The organism is Achromobacter semiaridum, assembly GCF_053543755.1.
The window spans coordinates 1-21,292 of sequence record NZ_JBLVOL010000021.1 but is presented as its reverse complement, the minus strand read 5'-3'; the positions used below and the strand labels follow the sequence as shown (position 1 = coordinate 21,292).

Genomic DNA, 21,292 nt, shown 5'->3' with positions numbered 1-21,292 from the left:
TTCATCGTTGGCGCACCAGGGCCAGTGTGTGCTGCGCGATGATCAGCTCTTCGTTCGTGCGCACGACATAGACGCCGATACGGCTATCGTCGGTGGAAATGCGCGGGCCTTGATGGGCGTTGCGCTCGGGGTCCAGCTTGATGCCCAGCCAGCCCCAGTGGTCCGCGATCATCTGGCGGATCTGGGGCGAGTTCTCGCCCACGCCGGCGGTAAAGACGATGCCGTCGATACCGTTCATGGCGCAGCCCATGCCGATCATGCCTTCGGCGACGCGCCACGCAAAGTACTTCAGCGCCAGTTGGGCCGAGGGCGCGTCGCTGGCCAGCAATTCACGCATGTCGTTGCTGATGCCGGACAGGCCCTTCATGCCGCAGTCGTGATAAAGCAGGTGTTCGATCTGGTCGTGGTCCATGCCGCGTTCCATCATCCACAGCACGACTCCGGCATCCAGGCGGCCCGGGCGCGTGCCCATGGGCAAGCCTTCCAGCGCCGTGAAGCCCATGGTGCTGTCCACGCTTTTGCCTTCCTGCATGGCGCAGGCGGACACGCCCGACCCCAGGTGCGCGGCAATGATCTTGCCCATCGCCAGTTCGGGCAGCGCCTGCTTCAAGCGCTGCGCGATGTATTCGTAGGACAGGCCGTGAAAGCCGTAGCGGCGCACGCCTTCCTGGTACAGCGATTCGGGCAGCGCGTAGCGGTCGGCCACGTCGGAATGGCTGCGATGGAATGCCGTGTCGAAGCACGCCACCTGCGGGATCCACGGCCGGCGCTCGCGGATGACGCGGATGGGAGCCAGGTTGTTGGGCTGATGCAGCGGAGCCAGCGGGGTGAACGTGTCCAGCCTGGCCAGCACGCTGTCGTCGATCAGCACGGGTTCGGACAGGTCGGGCCCGCCATGCACCACCCGATGGCCCACCGCCAGCGGCGTGCCGCCCAGGTGCCCGCTAAGCCACGTGCCCACGACTTCCTGGGCGTTGGGCACGTCGGGCGCGTGGCCGGGCGCGATCGCGCGTTCGACCAGCGTCTGGCCCGCCGCGTCACGCACGCGCAGCTTGGGGTGCGACGTGCCGATGCCCTCAAGCTGCCCGCCCAGGCGCGGCGCAAGTTGCTCGTTGCCATCGATGTCGTACAGGTAGAACTTGATGCTGGAACTGCCGGCGTTGATGACGAGGATGGTGTCGCGGGTGTCACTCATGGCTCTGGGTTCCGGTGGCAGTAGGGGCGCGGCGAGAGGCGCGGCGATGGGTGCGGCAATACGTGCGGCAATACGTGCGGCAATAGGCGCGAGTCAGACCAGCGGGCGGGCCGCCAGCTGGCTCAGGTGGTGCGCGTAGATGGCCGCCACCGCGCACGAGGCCAGCCGCGAACGCGGACTGTCGGCACGGCTGGTCAGGATGATGGGTACGCGTGCGCCCAGCACGATGCCCGCCGCTTCGGCGTTGGCCAGGAACGTCAGGTTCTTGGCCAGCATGTTGCCCGCTTCCAGGTCAGGCACGACCAGCACCTGCGCCACGCCCGCCACGGGCGATCGGATGCCCTTGATGCGCGCCGCCTCGGGGCTGATGGCGTTGTCCAGGGCCAGGGGGCCGTCAAGCAGGCCGCCCGAGATCTGCCCCCGGTCGGCCATCTTGCACAAGGCCGCCGCTTCGATGGTGCTGGGGATATTGGGCGTGACCTGCTCCACCGCCGACAGAATGGCTACGCGCGGTTCGCCCAGCCCCAGCCCGTGATGCAGGTCGATCACGTTGCGGATGATGTCGGCCTTGGTTTCCAGATCGGGAAAAATATTGATGGCCGCGTCCGTGATGAACAGCGGGCCGGCATAGGTGGGCACTTCCATGATGAACACATGGCTGATGCGCCGGCCGCTGCGCAGTCCCGTCGTGCGCGCAACGACTTCGTGCATGAGCTCGTCGGTGTGCAGGCTGCCCTTCATCAGCAGCGTGGCCTCGCCGTTGCGCACCAGCGCCACGGCGGTTTCGGCGGCGGCGTGGCTATGCGGCGCGTCCACGATACGGGCGTCGCCCAGGTTCAGCTTGAACTGGGCGGCGGTATCGCGGATCTTCTTTTCGGGCCCGACCAGGATGGGGTGCAGCAGGCCCAGGTCACGCGCCTCCAGAGCGGCGGACAAAGAGGGTTCGTCGCAAGGGTGGGCGATGGCGCAGAAGGCGGGCTCCAGCGTCTGGGCGCGGGCGATCAGCGTGTCGTAATGCGTCGAGGTCGGCAGTGTCATGCGCGCTTGGCCTTGGAGGGTTGACCGGCGGCGCCGTTGCCGGCGGACTTGGACGCGGACTTGGCGGCGGGCTTTGAAGCCGACTTGGCAGCGGACTTGGCGGCGGGCTTTGAAGCCGACTTGGCAGCGGACTTGGCAGCGGGCTTTGAAGCCGATTCGGCAGCGGACTTGGCAGCGGGCTTTGAAGCGGACTTGGCAGCAGACTTCGCAGCGGACTTCGCAGCGGACTTCGCAGCGGATTTCGAAGCCGGGGTCGAAGCCGGGGTCGAAGCCGGGGTCGAAGCCGGGGTCGAAGCCGACTTCGGTGCCGACTTTGCCACGGAGTCCTCCGCCGATTTGGCGGCTGCCGGGTGTGGCTTGGCGGTCTTGGCCGGTACCTGGGCAGCCGCGTCGATCAGGGTCAACGAAGGCGCGGTCGGCGCCGGAGCCAGCGTCAGCTGCGCGGGCGCGTTGGCCTGCTCGCGCTTTTGGGCGCGGCGTTCGGCGGCTTCGAAGATGCGCTCCATTTCCGTCAGGCTTTCGCGCGCAGCCGGGCTCAGCGGTTCAGCCGCTTCCAGCACGCGCTTCATGGTGGTCAGCGCGTCGCGTATCGCGGCGGCAGATGACTTGTCCAGCAGGCGCGGCATGGCCTGGATGGCGGCGTCGGAATCCAGCGTCAGGATCAGGGCCTGGTCACGAATGGTGTCCTTGAATTCCTGTAGCGTCATGGCGTTGTCGGACTCGGCGCGCACTTTGCGGATCAGCGCAAAGCTGCGCTCGTCCAGGCCACCTTCCGCGCCGGACACGTACAGCAGCATGCGGATCGCGGCCACGCGCAGGCCGCCTTCCTGCAACAGCGAACGCAGATCCGCCGTGCGTTCTTCCATGAAGCGGCGGTGCTCGGGCGACACGCCCGGATGCTTGCGCGGCGGGCCGGAACGCGCGCCCAGTCCGGCCAGGTCCTGCACCAGTGGCGATCCGTACACGCCCATGAACGTGCGCTCGTCCGCCGAGTCGCGCATTTCCTGCCAGATGTTCAGGCTGGTTTCGACCCAGTTCGAGAACATTTCCTGCGCCATCAGGAAGGGGTTGGTCTCGGACACCGGCTGACGATGCGCGCGCACCTGTTCAGCCACCTTTGCAATGGGCGCGATGGCCGGATTGCGATCCGAAATCAGCTCGTAGGGCAAGCGCAGGGGGTGCAGGCGCTGTGCCCATTCGGCCGACTGCGGCGTGACCATGGCGCGCAGCCACGGTTGCACGAAGCTGCGGTACATGCCCAGGTTGATGTCCGAAATGCGGGCCACGGCGGCAAAGCGCCGATCGTCCTCTTCCTTGCGGTCAACAATGGCGCGCACATCGTCCAGCGTGCGCTGCTCGAACGACAGCACGTAGTTGCCGAACGCCAGGTCGGCATTGGGCGTGTCGGGCGTCTTGTCGGCAATTTCCGCCTGGTAGATCCCCGGCGGCAACACGTCGATCATGTCGATGTTCGACGTGAACTCCTGGTGTTCCTTGCGGGCCACGCTGCCCGACACGAAGATGCCCAGGTGGCCGATGCTTTCGTGCACGGCATAGACGATGGTCTGGCCATGCGCCAGCACTTCGGCTTCGTTCTGGTACAGGTCGGGGATCCAGCCCAGCGCCTGCGGCGGGGGCGTGATGTTGTCGCCCTTCGAGCAGAACACCACGATGGGCGAACGGATATTGCGCAGGTCGATACGGATACCGTCCGAGGTCACCAGGCCGGCCGTGGCCAGGCGGTTGCCCACGAACAGGTTGTCCACGATGTACTGGATTTCGGGGCCATTCAAGAAGACGTGGCCGCCCCACCATTTTTCAAAGCTCAGGTAGCGCTCGGCCTCGGTGTCCACCTTGGAATACAGGTTGTATTGCTTGGACCAGAGGGTGTTGGCGGGATTCAGGTTTTCGAAGTTCTGCACCAGCCACGCGCCGTCGAACTTGCCGTTGCCCAGGTCGCTGGTCATTGCCGTCAGCCAACTGCCACCCAGCAAACCGCCGGAATAGCGCATGGGATTCATCCCGCGCCAGCCCGCCCAGTACGACAGCGGGGCGCCGGCCACGATGATCGGGCCGAACAGTTCGGGACGTATGGCGGCGGTCATCATGATCTGCCAGCCGGCCTGGCAGTTGGCCACCACCACGGGCTTGCCTTCCGCATCGGGATGCAGCGCGATGATTTCTTCCAGGAAGCGCGCTTCGGCCATCATCACGTCTTCGACGGTCTGCTCCGGCATGGGCTGGGGCAGGAAGGTGGCGAAGTAGCAGGGGTGGCCGGCACGTATCGCCACGCCGATTTCGCTTTCGGGCTTGAAGCCGCCGATGCCCGGGCCGTGTCCGGCACGCGGGTCAACCACCAGGAAGGGGCGCTTGATCGGGTCGGTTTCCACGCCTTCGGGCGGCTTGATGCGCAGCAGCCCGTAGTTGACGGGGCGAGGCAGCTCGCGGCCATCCAGCACGAACTCTGACTCCATGCTAAGCACGTTGGGCGCGCGCTTGGCCATGTGTTCGTGGTACTGGTTGCCGCGCTGGCGCAGCACGTCGGCGTAGAGCACGCCGCGTTGCCAGGCATCCAGGGCGTATTCGTAGGCGGCCGTCCAGGGGTTCATGGGCGGGGCGGGGACGCGATCGTTGCCGGAATCGGCCATGGCGATCTCCTGTAAGTTGCTTCCGGCGGCGACGTGCCGCCGGGCCGGCCCCGAGTGGAACCGGCCAAGTTGACCTCCCCATTACACCGCAACGAATGCTGCGCCGCAACATAAGTTGGGCGGTGGCCCTCAAAAAAGCGCGGCGCGTCCCGGGTTTATCAGACGCGTCCGACAGCGCTGCCGCACCCCGGTGGGTGGCAGCGCCGCTTGCAAGACGGTAGTGCAGTGCCTGGTGCCACGGCGTCGTGGCCCGGACAGGCGCTTAGTCGCGCGCGGCGGCGTTGTGCTCCAGCCATTTCTGGACGGAGGGGCGTTGCCACTGCGCATCGGCGTAGGCGCGCAATGGATCGGGCAAATCATCCAGCGCCAGGCGCTTGAGCATCACGGCCAGGTCCAGGTCGGCAATGCACCAGTCGTCGAACAGCGTGGTCTGGCCCACGCCGATCAGATAGCTGGCCACCTGGATCAGTTTGGCCGAGGCCGCGTGCGCAGGGTCCGACAAGGGCTGCCCGGGCGTGCCGTAGAACACGGTTTCGGTCGGGCGTTCCTGGCGCAGGGCGGCCAGGTCGCTGCGCAACCAGGCCTGCAACTGGCGGGCGCGGGCGCGTTCACGCATGCCCGACGGATATAGCGCCGCGTGTTTGGGCGCCGGAAAAACTTCTTCCAGGTATTCGGCGATGACGCTGGATTCCGTCAGGTTGAAATCGTCGTGTGTCAGCGCGGGCACGCGGGCGGTCAGCGCCCGGCATTGGTAGGGCTGCATCCGTTGCTCGCCGGCGCTCAGGTCAATGGGGCGCACTTCGAAAGGCAATTGCTTTTCGGTCAGCGCCACGTACACCGACATGGCGTAGGGGCTAAGGAACTGGGAATCTACGTAAAGCGTAATCGGGGCGCCCAAATCTAGTCTCCGGTCAGGCGAGGGTCTGGCGGGGTGGCAATGCATGGACACGCGGCGATGTGCCGCATGATTTGCAAAGCGTAACGCAACTGCAATTTTGCGTGTCGCGTGGCCGCGTCACTGCGTCCCCGTGGCATCGCAGCGTTGCGCGGCGGTATCAGTCCACGATGAAGAGCTTGGCGCCCGTGGTGGTGGACGAACGGTGCGGCTCGGCCTGGTCGGCCACCTGGTAGCTCATGCCGGGCGTCAGCACGAACTGGCGGCCGTCTTCCAGTTCAGTGTGCAGTTCGCCTTCCAGACAGAAAAGGATGTGTCCCTTGGTGCACCAGTGGTCGGCCAGGTAGCCCGCCGTGTATTCCACCATGCGCACGCGCACGTCGCCAAACTGGCGGGTGCGCCAGTAGGCCATGCCCGTGTCGCCGGCGTGTTCGGTGCGTTCGACTTCGGACCAATCCGTGGTGCCGAAGGGGATGTTGCTCATCTTCATCGTGGATCCTGCGTGGGGTAGGGCGGTGGCGTGCCACCGGCAAAACACCGGTAACAACACCGGTAAAAAACAAATACTACGCCACTCGGGTGACAGGCCGCATCCGCGACTTGGTCTGATATTGCGCATTGATAAATCGGTCCGCAACCCCTATCTTGTTGATATCCCAGGCCGAATACGGCACAGCCCGCGGCGGCCGAAACCCTTAAGGTGAGCTGGCATATGGAGTTCAAGGACTACTACAGCATTCTCGGGGTGGAGCGCGGCGCGTCGGAAGACGAGATCCGGCGCGCATACCGTAAACTCGCCCGCAAATACCATCCCGACGTCAGCAAGGAAAGCGACGCCGAGACCCGCATGCGCGACGTGAACGAAGCCTATGACGTCTTGCGCGACCAGGAAAAGCGGCTGGCCTATGACAACCTGGCGGCCGGCGTGTCGCCCGACGGCGGCTTTCAGCCCCCGCCCGGATGGGACGAAGGTTTCGAATTCCACCGAGGCGCGGCACCTGGCGACGAAGCGCAGTTCAGCGACTTCTTTTCGTCGTTGTTCGGCGGTCGTGGGCAACGCGGCGGCGCGCGCCAACAGGAGTTTCGCGCGCGCGGGGACGACCATCACGCCGCCATCGAAGTGGATCTGGAAGACGCGCTCAAGGGCGCCACGCGCGACATCAGCCTGCGATCCATGGAAATGGACGAGCAGGGACGCCCGCGGATGAAGACGCGCACCCTCAGCGTGCGCATTCCCGCCGGCGTACGCGAAGGCCAGTACATCCGCCTGTCGGGGCAGGGCATGCCGGGTTACGGCGGTGGCGAAAACGGCGACCTGTATCTGGAGGTGCGCTTCAAGCCGAACTCGCGCTATCGCGCCGATGGCCGTGATCTTTACATGACCCTGCCGGTGGCCCCCTGGGAGGCCGCGCTGGGCGCAAAGGTGAACGCGCCCACGCCCGGTGGTACGGTCGAAGTTTCTATTCCGGCGGGGTCCGGCAATGGCCGCAAGCTGCGCCTGCGCGGCCGCGGCATTCCCGGCGACCCACCGGGCGACCTGTATCTGGTGCTGGACCTGGTGTTGCCGCCCGCCGATAGCGAGGCGGCCAAGGCGGCCTATCGCAAGCTGCAACAGGATGCGCCGTTCAACCCGCGACGCCACATGGGGGTTTGACCATGAACAAAGTTGTCATCACCAGCGCCACCGTCGTGGGCAAGTCGCAGCCGCTCAGCGCGCACGACCTGGCGCGCGCCTGCAACGCGGAAGTGGAATGGGTAGCCCAATTGGTCGAGGTCGGCATCGTCAACGCCGATGGCCGCCAGCCCGAGCAATGGTGCTTCTACAGCATGGACTTGCAGCGCGCGCTGCATGCTCGCAAGCTCGAACACGATTTCGGCGCCAGCCTGGACGCCGTGGCGCTAATCCTGGACCTGAGCCAGGAAGTGCGGCGGCTGAAAGCGCAATTGCGCGCCTTGGGCGCGGCGGAGTAATCCGGAATCTGGCGTCTTTCGCCCGTGCGCAAGCCCAGGCAAAATGGTCGGTGTCCCAAGGAGGCCGACCATGCTTACGCTCTACCATGCGCCGCGTTCGCGCTCGTTCCGGGTTCTGTGGCTGCTTGAAGAACTGGGTGTGCCGTACGACACCGAAATGGTGTCCATACGCGGCACCGACAGCGCCGGGCACATGCCCGCCGACTACATCGACATTCATCCGCACCGCAAGGTGCCGGCCCTGGTGCACGACGGTGTGCCCATCTTTGAAACCCCTGCCATCGCGCTGTACCTGACGGACCTGTTCCCCGAAAAAGGGATGGGACCGCGCATCGGCGACGCCAAGCGGGGCCCGTACCTGACCTGGCTGGCGTATTCCACCGGGGTGTTCGAGCCGGCCATGGTCGAGCGCGCATTCAAGCAGCCGCATCATGACGGCGCGCCGGGGTGGGGATCGGCCGACGAAGTCGAACAGGTTCTGACCCGCGTGTTGCAAGCCCGGCCCTATTTTCTGGGCGACGCGTTTTCGGCCGTGGACATCGTGCTGGGCGGTTCCCTGCAATACATGATGCAGGTGAACGTGATTGCCGAGTCCGACGTGTTCAACGGCTATATCGAACGCCTGGCCGCGCGCCCGGCCATGCACCGGGCCTTGCAGCGCGACGGCGACATCGAAGAGTCCTGAAAGCTCAGCCCGCCGCTTGAATGCGTTGGCGCAGGTCGGCCTGCCATTGGGCGGGGCGGCCCAGGTAGCGAGCGGGTTCCAGCAGCGTGTAAACGCCGCCGACTTCCAGCGCAAACGTGGGGAAGCCGCTACCGCCTACCCGGGCAAGCAGTTGCCGGCTGGCAGCGATGTGCGCTGCCGTGTCCGCGCCTTGCAACGCACCGTAGGCGGCGTCGAACGCTGCGCCGTCCAGCCCGATGTCGCGCGCCAGGGCGGCCAGCACGGCCGGGTCCGCAATGTGGCGGCCCTCTACGTAGTGGGCGTGCTGCAAGCGCTTGAGCAGGTCCAGCCCGCGCCCGTCCAGCTGTTCGGCGGCGAGGATGGCGGTGGTGGGGGGCTCGGAGTCAAACACCGCGCCGCTGTCGCGCAGCAGGCCGTCGAAATAGTCCTTGCCGAAGACCTGGCCGGTCAGGCCGGCGATGCGTTCGTCGTGCGGCATGACATAGCGGCGTAGCGCGTCGGTGACGGGCTGGCGGTTGCCGCCGGCCATCATGCCGCCGCCGTGCGGCGCCACATGCAGGCCGGCGATATCGCGGCCGGCGTCCACCAGCGGCGCGGCGCCGTAGCACCAGCCGCAAAGCGGGTCAAAGATGTAATGCAGGGTGGGGGTCGGGGTAGCCATGGCGTGATGGTAGACGCGGGCTGCCTGCGGAAAAAGCCTGACGTGATCGCCAGAGTGTTGCATCGGCCGTGCAGATTGCCCGCACGGCCGGCAAAGATGTCATCCGGTCAGCCGGTGAACTGCACGCCGATCCAGAACAGGGCGGCCGCCAGTGCCATCGAGGCGGGCAGCGTCAGCACCCAGGCCAGCAGGATGTTGCGCACCGTGTTGCCTTGCAGGCCGCTCTTGTTGGCGATCATGGTGCCGGCCACGCCCGAGGACAGGACGTGAGTGGTCGATACCGGCAGGCTGAACACGTTGGCCAGCCCGATGGCGGCCACCGCCGTCACCTGCGCGGACATGCCCTGCGCGTAGGTCATGCCCTGCTTGCCGATCTTTTCGCCCACCGTCAGCACCACGCGGCGCCAGCCGACCATGGTGCCCGCGCCCAGCGCCAGGGCCACCGCCACGATCACCCAGAAGGGCGCGTATTCGGTGGTGGCGGTCAGGTCGGCGCGCAGGCGTTGCAGGTCGGCGCGTTCGCGGGCCGGCAGCCCTTCGATGCGTGCCACCTTCTTGGCGGTGTCGTCCAGGCAAAGCAGGTAGCGGCGCACGTCGATGCGCTTGTCGGCCGACAGGTCGGCGTAATTGGCGACACCGGCCAGGTCCGTTTGCAGCGCGGCGATGGTCGGCACGGTCAGTTCGGGGTCGCAGCGGAAGTTGCTCGGCAGCTCGGTCGTGCCTGCCGACCGCTTCAGCGCCAGGAAGTCGCCCAGCATGGCTTCGTTGCGCTGGTAGAACACGTTCAGGTGGTTTGCGGCGTCGCGGGTGCGTTCGATCTGGTAGGTGGTGCTGGTCGTATCCAGCACGAAATTGGCCGGCACGATGCCGATCAGCACCAGCATGATCAGCCCGATGCCTTTCTGCCCGTCGTTGGACCCGTGCACAAAGCTCACGCCCATGGCGGACAGCACCAGCACCAGCCGGTTCCAGAACGGCGGGTGCTTTTTGTTGTCGATGGCGCGGCGCTGTTCGGGCGTCTTGTGCATCTTGGACGTGGGTAGCCAGCGCTTGAGCAGCAACAGCAAGCCGCCCGCGACGATGAATCCGGCTATCGGCGAGGCCACCAGCGACATGCCGATGTCGATGGCCTTGCCCCAGTTGACCCCTTCGCCCAGCGGCAGGTCGGTGATCAGGGCGTTGGCCAGGCCCACGCCAAGAATCGAGCCGATCAGCGTGTGCGAGCTGGAAGCGGGGATGCCGAAGTACCAGGTGCCCAGGTTCCAGGCGATGGCGGCGGCCAGCATGGCAAACACCATGACCAGCCCGCGGCCGGTGTCCACGTTGATCAGCAATTCCACGGGCAGCAGGTGCACGATGGCGTAGGCGACGCCCACGCCGCCCAGCAATACGCCCAGGAAATTGAAGATACCGGACAACACGACCGCCAGATGCGGCGGCATGGCCTTGGTGTAGATGACCGTGGCCACGGCGTTCGCCGTGTCGTGGAAACCATTGATGAATTCGAAGGCCAGGACGAATGTCAGGGCCAGCACAAGACTGAGGCCGACCCAGAGATCAAGGCCGTGGAAGAGGTCGAACATGGAGGCGGGGGCGAGGTTCCGGCGTGAGGAGCCGATTATTGCAGATTTGTGACCTGGCCCTGGTTGCGTCGGAAAACCAATTTCGTTTGCCTCGGGGGCGCGCCCTTCAGAATTTCGAGTACTGGAACTCGATCTCCATGGGTTTGCCCAGGTTGGCGGCGGTGTCCGCCTGGATCAGCAGCACCGCGAACACGCCCAGGTATAGCAGGCACAGCCACAGCGCTCTTTTCATTGCGGCATCCCTCCAGGGGGAAAGGTCGGGCAGGGGGCGCGGCGGGCAGGAGTCATGGCCGGAACACCTGGGCAATTTTCTGGTTCACCCGCAGCCAGCCTAGCTCGCCAAGGTGCTGCACATCGCGCAGCATGCCCACTTCGAAGGGGGCGGCGTACATGTCCATGCAGGTCATTGCATAGCGCCTGCACAGCGCGCCGACTTCCTTTTGCACCGGCTCGAAGCGGTTCAAGTCCTTGAAGACCATCGGGTGCAGCGGCTGCATGACGAACAGCGCATTTACACCATGCTGGTGCAGCAGCGCCATCAGGGCGGTCAGCTCGCGCAGTTCCTCGCGGCCCGTCAGGGGCTGCGGCAGGTACGCGGTTTTGCCGCCCTCGGGAATGGTCCGCAGGTATTTGTTGAAGAAGTCATCCCGCACCGCGTAGCGGTTGCCCGTCATCAGGTCCTGCTCGGCGCGTTGCGCCTGTTCGGCCAGCGCGTCCCAGTCCACCACGCGGGCGGCCGCCGCGGGGCCCTCGCGCTCGCGTTCGCTTTCCGGGGCGGGGGCGGCATGGGCCGGCGTCCACAGATCGACCAGGCGTTGCCGGAAAACATAGGCTTGCTCGGTCATCATCGACCAGGCTACGCCCGCGTCACCTTTGTCACGCAGCCAGCGCGCCAGTTCGGCGCGGCCTTCGGGCTGCTTGAGCAGCCGGGGCAGCAGCGGGTTGGCGTGTTCCTTGAATTCGTCGGCGCCCAGCCCGCCGTCGCCGTCGAACCATCCGGGTGACAACATCACCACCACCCGCGAGGCGGGCGACAAGTCATCCGCCAGCGCGGCCAGCACCAATTGCATTCCCAAGGACTGGAAGCCCGAATGGCCATAGGCCAGCACCGGCATTTGCAGCTCGTCGGCCAGATAGCGGTAGGGCACAAAGCGCAGGTCGTTGCTGGTCAGTTCGGAAGACCCCAGGATTACCAGCCGGTCACCGGTGCGCAAGGCCTGGCTTAAGCGGGACAGGTTGCGCGTCTGTTCTTGCAGCGTGTTGCCCAGGTTGGGGATGTAGATACCGGGCGCGGCGGCGGGCACGGTTTCCGTCTTCAATGCCAGCGTGTGCCAGGCGAGCCAACCCGCGGCGGCCGCGGCCGTCAGGGCCAGCGCGGCGGCCAGCGCGTGCTGCCGTAAAGTGCGTGTGAACATGGAAGACCACTGGCGCGACCGGCCAGCCAGGAAAGTATTTTGTTAGCGGATGTTATCCACCCACTATGACGGGAACAAGCGCGCGAAACCGGGGTCACGGACGATTCGCTTTTTTGCCACACGTCCGCAAGGCGGGGTGGCGGCGGCTGGACGCCTTTCTCCTGGGAAAGAATGCGATAGCATCGTCATCGCGGCCGTCTCGTGGATTTCCATGATTGACCGCCGCACCGCCCCGCTCATCGCCGGGCGCATCCTTTTCCTTGTCGCTTTCAACCCTCGCCACCGCCTATGACCACGCCCACCCGAATCGCCCGCCGCCATCCCGACGACCTGATCATCGGCCTGGTGTCCGTCTCTGACCGCGCCGCCACCGGCGTTTATCAGGATCAGGGGCTGCCCGCCTTGCGCGAATGGCTGGGGTCGGCGCTGGTGTCGCCGTGGCAGGCGGTGGACCGTCTGATTCCCGACGAGCCCGCGCGTATTTCCGAAACGCTGATTGAATTGGTGGACATCTGCGGCTGCGACCTGGTGCTGACCACGGGCGGGACCGGCCCCGCCCGCCGGGACGTGACCCCCGAGGCCACGCTGGCCGTGGGCACCAAGGAAATGCCGGGCTTTGGCGAACAGATGCGCCAGATCAGCCTGCGCTTCGTGCCCACCGCCATCCTGTCGCGCCAGGTGGCCGTCATCCGCGAAACGCCGTCGCACGCCGCGCTGATCGTGAACTTGCCGGGCCAACCGAAGTCCATCCGTGAAACGCTGGAAGGCTTGAAGGGCGATGACGGCACGGTGATCGCACCCGGCATCTTCGCCGCCATCCCCTATTGCATCGACCTGATCGGCGGGCCGTACGCCGAAACCCGCCCCGAGATCATCGACGCCTTCCGCCCCAAATCAGCCCGCCGCGCCCCGCGGCCCTGACCGGCTGCTGCGTTATAGTTTTGGCCGCTCCGTCCACTTATTTGCCTAAAGAGTCCGACTGTTATGAAGGTTCGCATCGCCCTGTCCCTCGCCGTCCTGACCGCCTTGTCAGCCTGCGCCAATGTGCAAGACGTGCGCAAGCGCGATCCCGTTTTTTACGGGGCCACCCAGCGCACGGCCGACGACTACACGACGTGCGTGGCTGACGCCTGGAAGAACATGGGCGTCAACTTCAAGCGCCAGGAGATCCGCAACGGGTTTGAACTGGTCCAGGAAGACAGCCTGGGTGTCGAAGCCGTGCTCAGCACCACCACCTGGAAGGGCAAGACCGAAGCGCGCCTGTCCACGCGCATTGCCCGCCGCGATCAAAGCATCATCGAACCGGCCAACCTGTGCCTGTAAGCCCGCTGACCCTGCGCCGCGACGTTCTGCGCCTGGGCCTGGCGATGGCGGCCATGGCTTGCGGCCTGCCGGCGCGCGCCGCCACGCAGCAAGGCTTTATTTCGCGCAAGCTGAACGCACCCGTGCCTGGCGGCGTCGCCATCCTGCCGCTGGGCGACGCCGACCGCGCGCCCGAGGTCACGTTCCTGGACCGGCGCGTGATGGTGGTGCGCGAAGAAGGCAAGCAGTGGATCGCCGTGCTTGGCATCCCGCTTAGCGTGAAGCCGGGCGAGCAGCAGGCCGTGGTGCGCGACGCCAAGGGCGAACGCAAGATCTCGTTCTCGGTGGGCGCCAAGGAATACGTGGCGCAGCACATCACCTTGAAAAACCCGCGTCAGGTCGACCCCAACCCGGACGACATGAAGCGCATCGAACGCGAAATGGCCGAGCAAAGCGCGGCCAACCGCAGCTACCGTGCCGGCGTCACGCCCAGCAACCTGTTGCTGGACCGCCCGGTAAGCGGTGGCCGCCTGTCCAGCCCGTTCGGGCTGCGCCGCTTTTTCAACGGGCAGGAACGCAACCCGCATTCGGGCCTGGACTTTGCCGTGCCCGCGGGTACGCCGATCAAGTCGCCGGCGGCGGGTGTGGTGGTGTTGGTGGGGGATTACTTCTTCAACGGCAAGACGGTGTTCGTGGACCATGGCCAGGGCTTCATCAGCATGTTCTGCCATATGTCGGCCATTGACGTGAAGGTGGGCGATGAGCTGCCGCGTGGCGGCGTGGTGGGCAAGGTGGGCGCCACCGGACGGGCAACCGGGCCGCACCTGCACTGGAATGTCAGCCTGAACGATGCGCGGGTCGATCCCGCCATTTTCATCGGGGCGTTCAAACCCTGATGCACGGCCGGGCGTGGGTGCCCGGCCATTGCTTCACGCCGTGGCGGCCTGCTGGGCAATCTTGTTCAGCACGAACTGGTGCATGCGCTCGGCATATTCCATCTGCTGGCGCACATGAAGCTGCTCGGCTTCCTGTTCGTCCAGGCAGTTGTCGTACTTGATCTTGGCTTCGGCGTAGGTCAGGCCGGTGTTGCGCAGGCTGTTGATGAACGCCTCGCGCGATTGATGCAGCAGGCGCAGCCCTTCCTCCCCTTTGGCGAATTTTCTTCGCGTCAGGGAAAGCTGGTCAGCAGCGGCTTGCAGTTCTTCTGTGAAATCCATCTTGCTTCATGCGTATCCCGCCAGACATTGCGCCTGACCGGGTTGCCATTTTTTCACGAACGGACGTTCCACGCATTACGGCATGTCGCGGTTTGGCCTTAAGGCCGATAAGGCCCGGGACCGATGCAACATAAAGACAGGGAGCCGGCCTTGTGGCCGGCCCTGAGGTCCTGACTTAACGGCGGTATTGCTGGGGACGGTGCGGCGCGGGTGCGCGCTCGTCTTTGTGACGGAAGTTGATGCGGCCCTTGGTCAGGTCATACGGCGACATTTCCAGGGTGACGCGGTCGCCCGCCAGGATGCGGATGCGGTGCTTGCGGATACGGCCGGAGGCGTAAGCGCCAACTTCGATGCCGTTGTCCAGTTTGACGCGGTAGCGGCTATCGGGCAGCACTTCGTCAACAATGCCATCCAATTCGATGAGTTCTTCTTTAGCCATTCTCTACTCCTTGATCAATACGCGCAGCCAGGCCGGCGGCATGACGCGCCGCACGAAGCGGCAAGCGCGTTGGACACAGATAACCAGGTCCAGCGGTTGAACGTAAAACGTTCGGGCAAGCGCGGGTAAGGGCCACGGCATCCCGGGTGGATGTCTGAAATGACGGATACTCGCGCAGCGTGGGCAATGTGCGCGCACGGCGCGGCTTTGTCGCGATACCGTGCAATTGCATGGCACCGGAAGAAGCGGGTTGGAACTTTTGCTGCGTGCCTTGCGGCGCAGTGGACTGCGGCGCGTGGGACAGTCGTGACGTCGCCGACAGTAGGAAGGTCGCCCGGCAAGGTTCAACCAAACCGGGGGCAGCCTGGGTATCTTGGGGGGTGACCCGAAGGAGTACAGGTTGGCACGCAGAGTGACCGAAGCCCGGTTTTTGCGGAAAAATCACGGACTTATGTTACTGCAAAGCGCGCCGATTAGCCAGTATTTATCTGCGGCAAAGCCGCGATAGTTGCTGCCGGGCGACTTCGAGGCTTTCCCGGAGCAGGCGTCTGCGCCGCGCGGTGTTCCTTGTTCGCGGTCTTTCTCGTTTATGGGGGCAAATCCCGCCGCTTCAATGCCTATGTGACATTTTGAGCCTGCGCGTCGGGCTCGGGCACGCCAGGGAAATCGTCCGGGTACTGCGGCAGGTGGTCGGTAATGTCGAACCATGGCGCCTTGCTGACCACGTGGCAGTGCGCGGCGGGCTTGACGCCCGGGTCGTCGTCCAGCGCGCCCAGCGGCAGGCCATAAGTGTCGGGCGTCTGGTCAAAGCGGGTCAACAGGGGCGTGCCGCAGGCTTCGCAAAAGCCGCGGTAATTGCCGGGTGACGAGGCATACCAGGTGACATGGTTTTCGCCCTTGGTCCATGTGAAATCAGACACTTGCACCGAGGCGCGGCTGCGGAAAGCCGCGCCGTGCGACTTGCGGCACATGACGCAGTGGCAATTCAGGGCGTTGGTAAGAGGGCCGTTGATCTCGTAAGCCACGCGGCCGCACAGGCAGGAACCGGTAATCATGATGAGCGCCAAGCGAGTGGGGAATTTCTTGAATATACCCGCGCCGTCCTTGGCCGCAAGCCGTCGGCGGCGGCGATTGTGACGGATCTCTTTCAGTGCGTTGCTGACCCCGGTTTTTATCCCGCCCGAATTGTCCGCCGGGTCATCGCGCTGTCATGCCGCGAAAACAGAATGCGCCCATGACCACAGACAAGGGGATCCAGCGATGACGGTCGCCATTGAAGTACAGGGCTTGAGCAAGACTTTCCATGCCGGGGCCAAGGCGCTGGACAACGTCAGCCTGCAAGTGGCCGACGGCGAAATGGTGGCGCTGCTGGGCGCGTCCGGTTCGGGCAAGTCCACCTTGCTGCGCCATCTGGCCGGCTTTGTGGCCGGGGATGCGGGCCAGGGCAGCGTGACCGTCAATGGCCAGCTCATTCAGCAGCATGGCCGGCTAAGTCGCAACGTGCGCGCCGCGCGCGCCGGCATCGGCTTTGTGTTCCAGCAGTTCAACCTGGTGGGCCGGCTGCCGGTGATCACCAATGTGTTGACCGGGATGTTGCCGCGCGTGCCGCTGTGGCGCAGCCTGACCCGCTGGTTCCTGCGCGCCGAAGTGCGTCAGGGCCTGGAAGCGCTTGCCCAGGTTGGTATAGACGACTACGCATTTCAGCGCGCCTCGACGCTGTCCGGCGGGCAGCAGCAGCGCGCCGCCATTGCCCGCACGCTGGTGCAGAACGCGCGCGTCATCCTGGCCGACGAGCCCATCGCATCGCTGGACCCCGAATCGTCGCGCCGCGTGATGGACACGCTGGCGCACATCAACCGCACGCGCAAGGTGGCGGTGGTGGTGTCGCTGCATCAGGTGGATGTGGCGCTGCGCTACTGCCCGCGCGTGGTGGCGTTGCGCCACGGCAAGGTGGTGTACGACGGCCGCGCCGCCGACCTCACCCCTGAAATGCTGCGCGACCTGTACGGCTCCGAACTGTCCGAGCTGCTTCCCGAATACACCCAGCAGGCGCCCGCCATGCCGGCGCTGGCGCCGCTGTCGGCGTTGGCGCACGCCGCCTGACTTGATGCTTGATTGCAACGCCGCGACCCCGCGGCCTATTCACCGAATCCATCCCGGAGTCATCCATGCTACGCAGAACCTTCTTTACCCTGATCGCCGCCGCCGCGCTGTCCACCCAGGCCGTTGCGCAAGACGCCAAGACCTTGAACTTCGGGATCATTTCAACCGAATCGTCGACCAACCTGAAGTCGGTCTGGCAGCCCGTCATCGACGACCTGAGCCGCGCCATCGGCGTGCCGGTCAAACCCTTTTTCGCCTCGGACTACGCGGGCATCATCGAAGGCATGCGCTTTAACAAGGTGCAGATGGGGTGGTTCGGCAACAAGTCGGCCATTGAAGCCGTGGACCGCGCCAAGGGCGAAGTGTTCGCGTCGGTGATCGACAAGGACGGCAACCCCGGCTATTGGTCGCTGCTGATCGTCAACAAGGACAGCAACCTGAAGACGCTGGACGACGTGCTGAAAAACGGCGGCAAGCTCAGCTACGGCGCGGGCGACCCCAACTCCACGTCGGGCACCGCCGTGCCCGGCTACTACCTGTGGGCCGCCAACAAGATCGAACCCAAGACCTTCTTCAAGACGGTGCGCGCCAGCAACCACGAAACCAATCTGCTGTCGGTCATCAACAAGCAGGTGGATGTAGCCGTCAACAACACCGAAGCGCTGGAGCGCTATCGCCTCAGCACGGGCAAGGACGCCAACGACAGCGTGCGCGTGCTGTGGAAGTCGCCGTTGATCCCGGCCGATCCGCTGGTCATGCGTTCGGACCTGCCGGCCGACCTGAAGGGCCGCATCCGCGACTTCTTCGTCAACTACGGCAAGGGGCAGGACGCGCAGCGTGAATTGGCCAACCTGAAAGCGCTGACCTATCAGGGCTTTCGCGCGTCGGATAACCAGCAGCTCGTGCCCATCCGCCAGATCGAATTGGCGCGTGAAAAAGCCAAGGTGGAAGCGGACAGCACGCTGGGTCAGGCCGACAAGCAAAAGCAGCTGGCCGACCTGGACGGCAAGCTGGCCGCGCTGGGCCAACCCGCCGTCGCCAAGCAATAACTTCCCTGATCGCCATCCTTCGGACCGCCATGAGCCTAGCCACCCATTCCCCCCGCCTGCCCACCGCGCCGCGCTCATCGCTGCCGGTCTTGCTGGTCTGGGCCTTCGTTCTTGCATTGTTGGTGATGTCGTGGGGCGGCGCGGACATGCGGCCGATGGATCTGTTGCGCGACTCGGGCAACATGGCGCAGTTTGCCGCCGACTTCTTCCCGCCGAATTTCCGCGACTGGCGCATGTACCTGGACGAGATGATCGTCACCGTGCAGATCGCGGTGTGGGGCACCTTCCTGGCCATCGTCGTGGCCGTGCCGCTGGGGCTGCTGTGCTCGTCGAACATGGTGCCGGCGTGGGTCTACCAGCCCATGCGGCGCCTGATGGATGCGTGCCGCGCCATCAATGAAATGGTGTTCGCGATGCTGTTCATCGTGGCGGGGGGCCTGGGGCCGTTCGCGGGCGTGCTGGCCTTGTGGGTGCACACTACGGGCGTGCTGGCCAAGCTGTTCTCGGAAGCCGTTGAAGCCATCGACCCGCGTCCGGTCGAAGGCGTGCGCGCCACCGGGGCCAACGCGTTGGAAGAAATCGTGTACGGCGTGATCCCGCAAGTGCTGCCGCTGTGGATCTCGTATTCGCTGTACCGCTTTGAATCCAACGTGCGCTCGGCCTCGGTGGTGGGCATCGTCGGCGCCGGCGGCATCGGCACCGTGCTGTGGGAAATTATCCGCAGCTTTCGCTACGCCGAAACCTGCGCGGTGATGATCATCATCGTGGCCTTCGTGGTGGCCATCGACATGCTGTCCTCGCGGATCCGGCGCGCGCTGATCTAGTCGGCGCGGCGTAGCGCCAGCAGGGCGGGCAGGGCCAACAGGCCCGCCAGCCGGGCGTGGTCGACATCCGCGTCCGACACCTTGGGGCGGGGCATCAGGAAGTTGACGGTGCCCAGGCAAATTCCGTCATACGACACCGGCACGTTGATGACCGATTGCAGGCCCAGTTCGCGGATGGCGTTGTGGTCGTTGAAGAATTCGCGGATGGCGGCTTCGCCTTCGCCCACGAATACGCGCTGGTCCAGCAGCACGTGCTGGCCCCACGGCGTGCCGCGCTTGTCCTTGCTGCCGCCCGGTGGATACGCGTCGGGGTTCGAGCTGTACAAGCGCACCACGCGCATGGTGTCGGCGTCAAAGCGGTTGACGGTGCACAAGGCATGTTCAAGCCGGCCATGAGCGTAGGCGTCGATGGCCCGCAAGGCCGCCGTCGCATCGGCGGCGGCGTAGGCTTGCACGATGGCCGACACGCCGGCGGCGGCCGGCGTCACGGAAGTCGGCGTGGCGCTCATTCCGCCGTGATCCCCAGTTCCTTGATCAGCTTGCCGTACTTGTCGGCATCGCGCGCCAGGATCTGGCCAAACTGCTCGGGCGTGGTTTCCGTCAGCAGCACGCCCATGTCGCCCATCTTCTTGATGACGTCGGGGCGCTTCAGGATCAGGTTGATCTCGCGGTTCAGGCGGGCGGTCAGCTCCGGCGGCATGCCGGCGGGACCGAACGCGCCGTACCACACCGACAGCTCATAGCCCGGCAGCGTTTCGGCCACGGTCGGTGCATCGGGCAACAGCGGCGAACGGTTCTCTTCGGTCACGGCCAACAGCTTCAGCTTGCCCGACTGCACGTGCGGCAGGGTTTGCGTGCCGGCGCTGAACAGCACCTGCGTACGACCGGCCACCGTGTCCAGCACCGCGGGCGCGCCGCCACGGTAGGGGATGTGCATCATTTTCACGCCGGCCGCTTTTTCGAACAGCGCGGCGCTCAGGTGGTTGGTCGACCCTTGGCCGGCCGATGCGTACGCCACGGCGTCCGGGCGGTCTTTCACGTAGGCGATGAACTCTTTCACGTTGTTGGCGGGCACCGACGGGTGTACCACCATCGTGTTCGTCACCAGCGCCAGTTCGGCGATGGGCGTGAAGTCCTTGACGCCGTCGAACGGCATGTTGGAATACAGCGCCTGGTTCATCGTGTGCGTGCTCATCGAGCCCACCAGCAGCGTGTAGCCGTCCGGCTTGGCGCGCGCCACGAAGGTGGTGCCGATGTTGCCCGACGCGCCCGACCGGTTTTCCACGATGACCGGTTGGCCCAGCGATTGCGTCAGCCCTTCGGACAAGACGCGCGCCAGGATGTCGGTGGAGCCACCCGCCGCCCATGGCACGATCAGCGTGATCGGCTTTTCAGGCCAGGCGGCCTGGGACAAGGCGGGCGTGGCCAGGGCCAAGCCCAGCGCGCACACGCGCAACAGTCGTTGGAAATTCAGTTTCATGGTGATTACCCCTGTGTAAGTGCCGGTCTGGGCGCCGGCTGTTTGAAAAAGTGGATGTGATTCGTGGATGCGGTTTGCGGTTCGCGGTTCGCGGTTTGCGTATGCGTTTCAATGCCGCTTGTTTTCAGCGGCCAACGGCGTAGCCCTGCATGCCGCGCGGATTGGCCCCCGCGCGCAGCAGCAAGCCGCCGCCCATGCCGGGTTCACGCGTACACGCGCTGATGCGCCCTTCGGACCACGCGGGGCCGACCTTGACGTCGTGGCCCGCCGCGCGCAGCGCTTCGAGGGTGGCCTCGGGCAGACGCGATTCCACCGTTAAGCGGTTCAGCGTTTGCGTGCGCGGCCAGAACGAACCGGGGAAGTGGTCGATGTGCCACGAGGGCGCATCAATGGCTTCCTGCAAATTCATGCCCATGGCATGGCGCAAGAAGAACGCCACCGTCCATTGGTCCTGCTGGTCGCCGCCCGGCGTGCCAAACGCCATATAGGGTTGCCCATCGCGCAACACCAGGCCCGGCGACAGCGTCGTGCAAGGCCGCTTGCCCGGTTGCAGCTGGCCGGGCACGCCATCGTCCAGCCATGTCATCTGCAAACGTGTTGTCAGCGGAAAGCCCAGCCCCGGCACCACCGGGCTGGACGATAGCCAGCCGCCCGACGGGGTCGCGGCCACCATGTTGCCGTCGCGGTCGATAACGTCGATCTGGCAAGTGTCGCCCACGAAGATTTCGCGCGCGGCCCATTCCGCCACGGGCGGCAAGGCCGCGAACGTGGGTTCGCCCACGCCAAA

At 65.4% G+C, this 21,292-nt stretch carries 24 protein-coding genes; 9 read left to right on the top strand and 15 right to left on the bottom strand.

Features of this window, described 5'->3' with window-relative positions; genetic code table 11:
- Nucleotide 1: 1 nt before the first annotated feature.
- The 5 genes from ACNPP0_RS07255 to ACNPP0_RS07235 all read right to left on the bottom strand — a co-directional run bounded on the left by ACNPP0_RS07255 (nucleotide 2) and on the right by ACNPP0_RS07235 (nucleotide 6,266).
- On the bottom strand, nucleotides 2-1,195 hold the full coding sequence (locus tag ACNPP0_RS07255) for an acetate/propionate family kinase (RefSeq protein ID WP_448705453.1): 1,194 nt from the start codon (nucleotides 1,193-1,195) through the stop codon (nucleotides 2-4).
- A 93-nt stretch (nucleotides 1,196-1,288) separates the two neighbouring features.
- A complete protein-coding gene (locus tag ACNPP0_RS07250; protein WP_332613100.1) occupies nucleotides 1,289-2,233 on the bottom strand; it encodes a phosphate acetyltransferase in 945 nt (314 codons plus the stop codon).
- Nucleotides 2,230-4,881: a DUF3141 domain-containing protein gene (locus tag ACNPP0_RS07245; protein WP_448705452.1), complete on the bottom strand. Its 2,652-nt coding sequence runs from the start codon at nucleotides 4,879-4,881 to the stop codon at nucleotides 2,230-2,232. Before ACNPP0_RS07245 ends, ACNPP0_RS07250 begins: the two co-directional genes overlap by 4 nt.
- A gap of 262 nt (nucleotides 4,882-5,143) precedes the next feature.
- A complete protein-coding gene (yfcF, locus tag ACNPP0_RS07240; RefSeq protein ID WP_332613103.1) occupies nucleotides 5,144-5,779 on the bottom strand; it encodes a glutathione transferase in 636 nt (211 codons plus the stop codon).
- 157 nt (nucleotides 5,780-5,936) lie between these two features.
- A complete protein-coding gene (locus ACNPP0_RS07235; protein WP_046804375.1) occupies nucleotides 5,937-6,266 on the bottom strand; it encodes a DHCW motif cupin fold protein in 330 nt (109 codons plus the stop codon).
- A 222-nt stretch (nucleotides 6,267-6,488) separates the two neighbouring features.
- Between ACNPP0_RS07235 and ACNPP0_RS07230 the strand changes: the two genes are divergently transcribed.
- From ACNPP0_RS07230 to ACNPP0_RS07220, 3 genes are all read left to right on the top strand, one after another.
- Nucleotides 6,489-7,430 carry a DnaJ C-terminal domain-containing protein gene (locus ACNPP0_RS07230; RefSeq protein ID WP_332613327.1) on the top strand — a complete coding sequence of 314 codons (942 nt, stop codon included), beginning with the start codon at nucleotides 6,489-6,491 and terminating at the stop codon, nucleotides 7,428-7,430.
- Between the two features lie 2 nt (nucleotides 7,431-7,432).
- A complete protein-coding gene (locus ACNPP0_RS07225; RefSeq protein ID WP_046804377.1) occupies nucleotides 7,433-7,747 on the top strand; it encodes a chaperone modulator CbpM in 315 nt (104 codons plus the stop codon).
- Between the two features lie 70 nt (nucleotides 7,748-7,817).
- A complete protein-coding gene (locus ACNPP0_RS07220; RefSeq protein WP_332613106.1) occupies nucleotides 7,818-8,432 on the top strand; it encodes a glutathione S-transferase family protein in 615 nt (204 codons plus the stop codon).
- A 4-nt stretch (nucleotides 8,433-8,436) separates the two neighbouring features.
- Here ACNPP0_RS07220 and ACNPP0_RS07215 read toward each other — a convergent pair whose 3' ends face one another.
- From ACNPP0_RS07215 to ACNPP0_RS07200, 4 genes are all read right to left on the bottom strand, one after another.
- Nucleotides 8,437-9,093, bottom strand: coding sequence for a DsbA family protein (locus ACNPP0_RS07215; protein ID WP_448705451.1), 657 nt, complete (start codon nucleotides 9,091-9,093; stop codon nucleotides 8,437-8,439).
- Nucleotides 9,094-9,200: 107 nt separating this feature from the next.
- A complete protein-coding gene (locus ACNPP0_RS07210; RefSeq protein WP_332613110.1) occupies nucleotides 9,201-10,676 on the bottom strand; it encodes an inorganic phosphate transporter in 1,476 nt (491 codons plus the stop codon).
- Between the two features lie 106 nt (nucleotides 10,677-10,782).
- The gene (locus ACNPP0_RS07205; protein WP_448705450.1) at nucleotides 10,783-10,908 is read right to left on the bottom strand and encodes a hypothetical protein; all 126 of its coding nucleotides are present in this window, start codon (nucleotides 10,906-10,908) and stop codon (nucleotides 10,783-10,785) included.
- 52 nt (nucleotides 10,909-10,960) lie between these two features.
- Complete coding sequence (locus tag ACNPP0_RS07200; protein ID WP_448705449.1) at nucleotides 10,961-12,091, bottom strand: D-alanyl-lipoteichoic acid biosynthesis protein DltD; 1,131 nt, start codon at nucleotides 12,089-12,091, stop codon at nucleotides 10,961-10,963.
- 288 nt (nucleotides 12,092-12,379) lie between these two features.
- Between ACNPP0_RS07200 and mog the strand changes: the two genes are divergently transcribed.
- The 3 genes from mog to ACNPP0_RS07185 all read left to right on the top strand — a co-directional run bounded on the left by mog (nucleotide 12,380) and on the right by ACNPP0_RS07185 (nucleotide 14,289).
- The gene (gene mog / locus ACNPP0_RS07195) at nucleotides 12,380-13,012 is read left to right on the top strand and encodes a molybdopterin adenylyltransferase (RefSeq protein WP_448705448.1); all 633 of its coding nucleotides are present in this window, start codon (nucleotides 12,380-12,382) and stop codon (nucleotides 13,010-13,012) included.
- Between the two features lie 63 nt (nucleotides 13,013-13,075).
- On the top strand, nucleotides 13,076-13,414 hold the full coding sequence (locus tag ACNPP0_RS07190; RefSeq protein WP_046804382.1) for a hypothetical protein: 339 nt from the start codon (nucleotides 13,076-13,078) through the stop codon (nucleotides 13,412-13,414).
- Nucleotides 13,415-13,458: 44 nt separating this feature from the next.
- Nucleotides 13,459-14,289: a M23 family metallopeptidase gene (locus tag ACNPP0_RS07185; RefSeq protein WP_332613328.1), complete on the top strand. Its 831-nt coding sequence runs from the start codon at nucleotides 13,459-13,461 to the stop codon at nucleotides 14,287-14,289.
- 33 nt (nucleotides 14,290-14,322) lie between these two features.
- Here ACNPP0_RS07185 and ACNPP0_RS07180 read toward each other — a convergent pair whose 3' ends face one another.
- The 3 genes from ACNPP0_RS07180 to ACNPP0_RS07170 form a co-directional block, all read right to left on the bottom strand.
- Nucleotides 14,323-14,610, bottom strand: a complete 288-nt coding sequence (locus ACNPP0_RS07180; protein WP_314359826.1) for a hypothetical protein — start codon at nucleotides 14,608-14,610, stop codon at nucleotides 14,323-14,325.
- A gap of 175 nt (nucleotides 14,611-14,785) precedes the next feature.
- On the bottom strand, nucleotides 14,786-15,049 hold the full coding sequence (infA, locus tag ACNPP0_RS07175) for a translation initiation factor IF-1 (RefSeq protein ID WP_006221179.1): 264 nt from the start codon (nucleotides 15,047-15,049) through the stop codon (nucleotides 14,786-14,788).
- A 617-nt stretch (nucleotides 15,050-15,666) separates the two neighbouring features.
- Complete coding sequence (locus ACNPP0_RS07170) at nucleotides 15,667-16,104, bottom strand: GFA family protein (RefSeq protein WP_332613118.1); 438 nt, start codon at nucleotides 16,102-16,104, stop codon at nucleotides 15,667-15,669.
- Between the two features lie 205 nt (nucleotides 16,105-16,309).
- Here ACNPP0_RS07170 and phnC point away from each other — a divergent pair, with 205 nt between their 5' ends.
- From phnC to phnE, 3 genes are all read left to right on the top strand, one after another.
- On the top strand, nucleotides 16,310-17,152 hold the full coding sequence (gene phnC / locus ACNPP0_RS07165) for a phosphonate ABC transporter ATP-binding protein (protein WP_332613119.1): 843 nt from the start codon (nucleotides 16,310-16,312) through the stop codon (nucleotides 17,150-17,152).
- Between the two features lie 65 nt (nucleotides 17,153-17,217).
- Nucleotides 17,218-18,201: a phosphonate ABC transporter substrate-binding protein gene (gene phnD / locus ACNPP0_RS07160; protein WP_448705447.1), complete on the top strand. Its 984-nt coding sequence runs from the start codon at nucleotides 17,218-17,220 to the stop codon at nucleotides 18,199-18,201.
- 29 nt (nucleotides 18,202-18,230) lie between these two features.
- Nucleotides 18,231-19,025: a phosphonate ABC transporter, permease protein PhnE gene (phnE, locus tag ACNPP0_RS07155; protein ID WP_448705446.1), complete on the top strand. Its 795-nt coding sequence runs from the start codon at nucleotides 18,231-18,233 to the stop codon at nucleotides 19,023-19,025.
- On the opposite strand, the gene ACNPP0_RS07150 is transcribed toward phnE, so the two are convergent.
- The 3 genes from ACNPP0_RS07150 to ACNPP0_RS07140 all read right to left on the bottom strand — a co-directional run.
- On the bottom strand, nucleotides 19,022-19,534 hold the full coding sequence (locus ACNPP0_RS07150) for a GAF domain-containing protein (RefSeq protein ID WP_332613121.1): 513 nt from the start codon (nucleotides 19,532-19,534) through the stop codon (nucleotides 19,022-19,024). The genes phnE and ACNPP0_RS07150 overlap by 4 nt on opposite strands.
- Nucleotides 19,531-20,505: a Bug family tripartite tricarboxylate transporter substrate binding protein gene (locus tag ACNPP0_RS07145; RefSeq protein WP_332613122.1), complete on the bottom strand. Its 975-nt coding sequence runs from the start codon at nucleotides 20,503-20,505 to the stop codon at nucleotides 19,531-19,533. Before ACNPP0_RS07145 ends, ACNPP0_RS07150 begins: the two co-directional genes overlap by 4 nt.
- A gap of 124 nt (nucleotides 20,506-20,629) precedes the next feature.
- A partial coding sequence (locus ACNPP0_RS07140; RefSeq protein WP_448705445.1) for a gamma-glutamyltransferase occupies nucleotides 20,630-21,292 on the bottom strand: 663 nt, incomplete at its 5' end.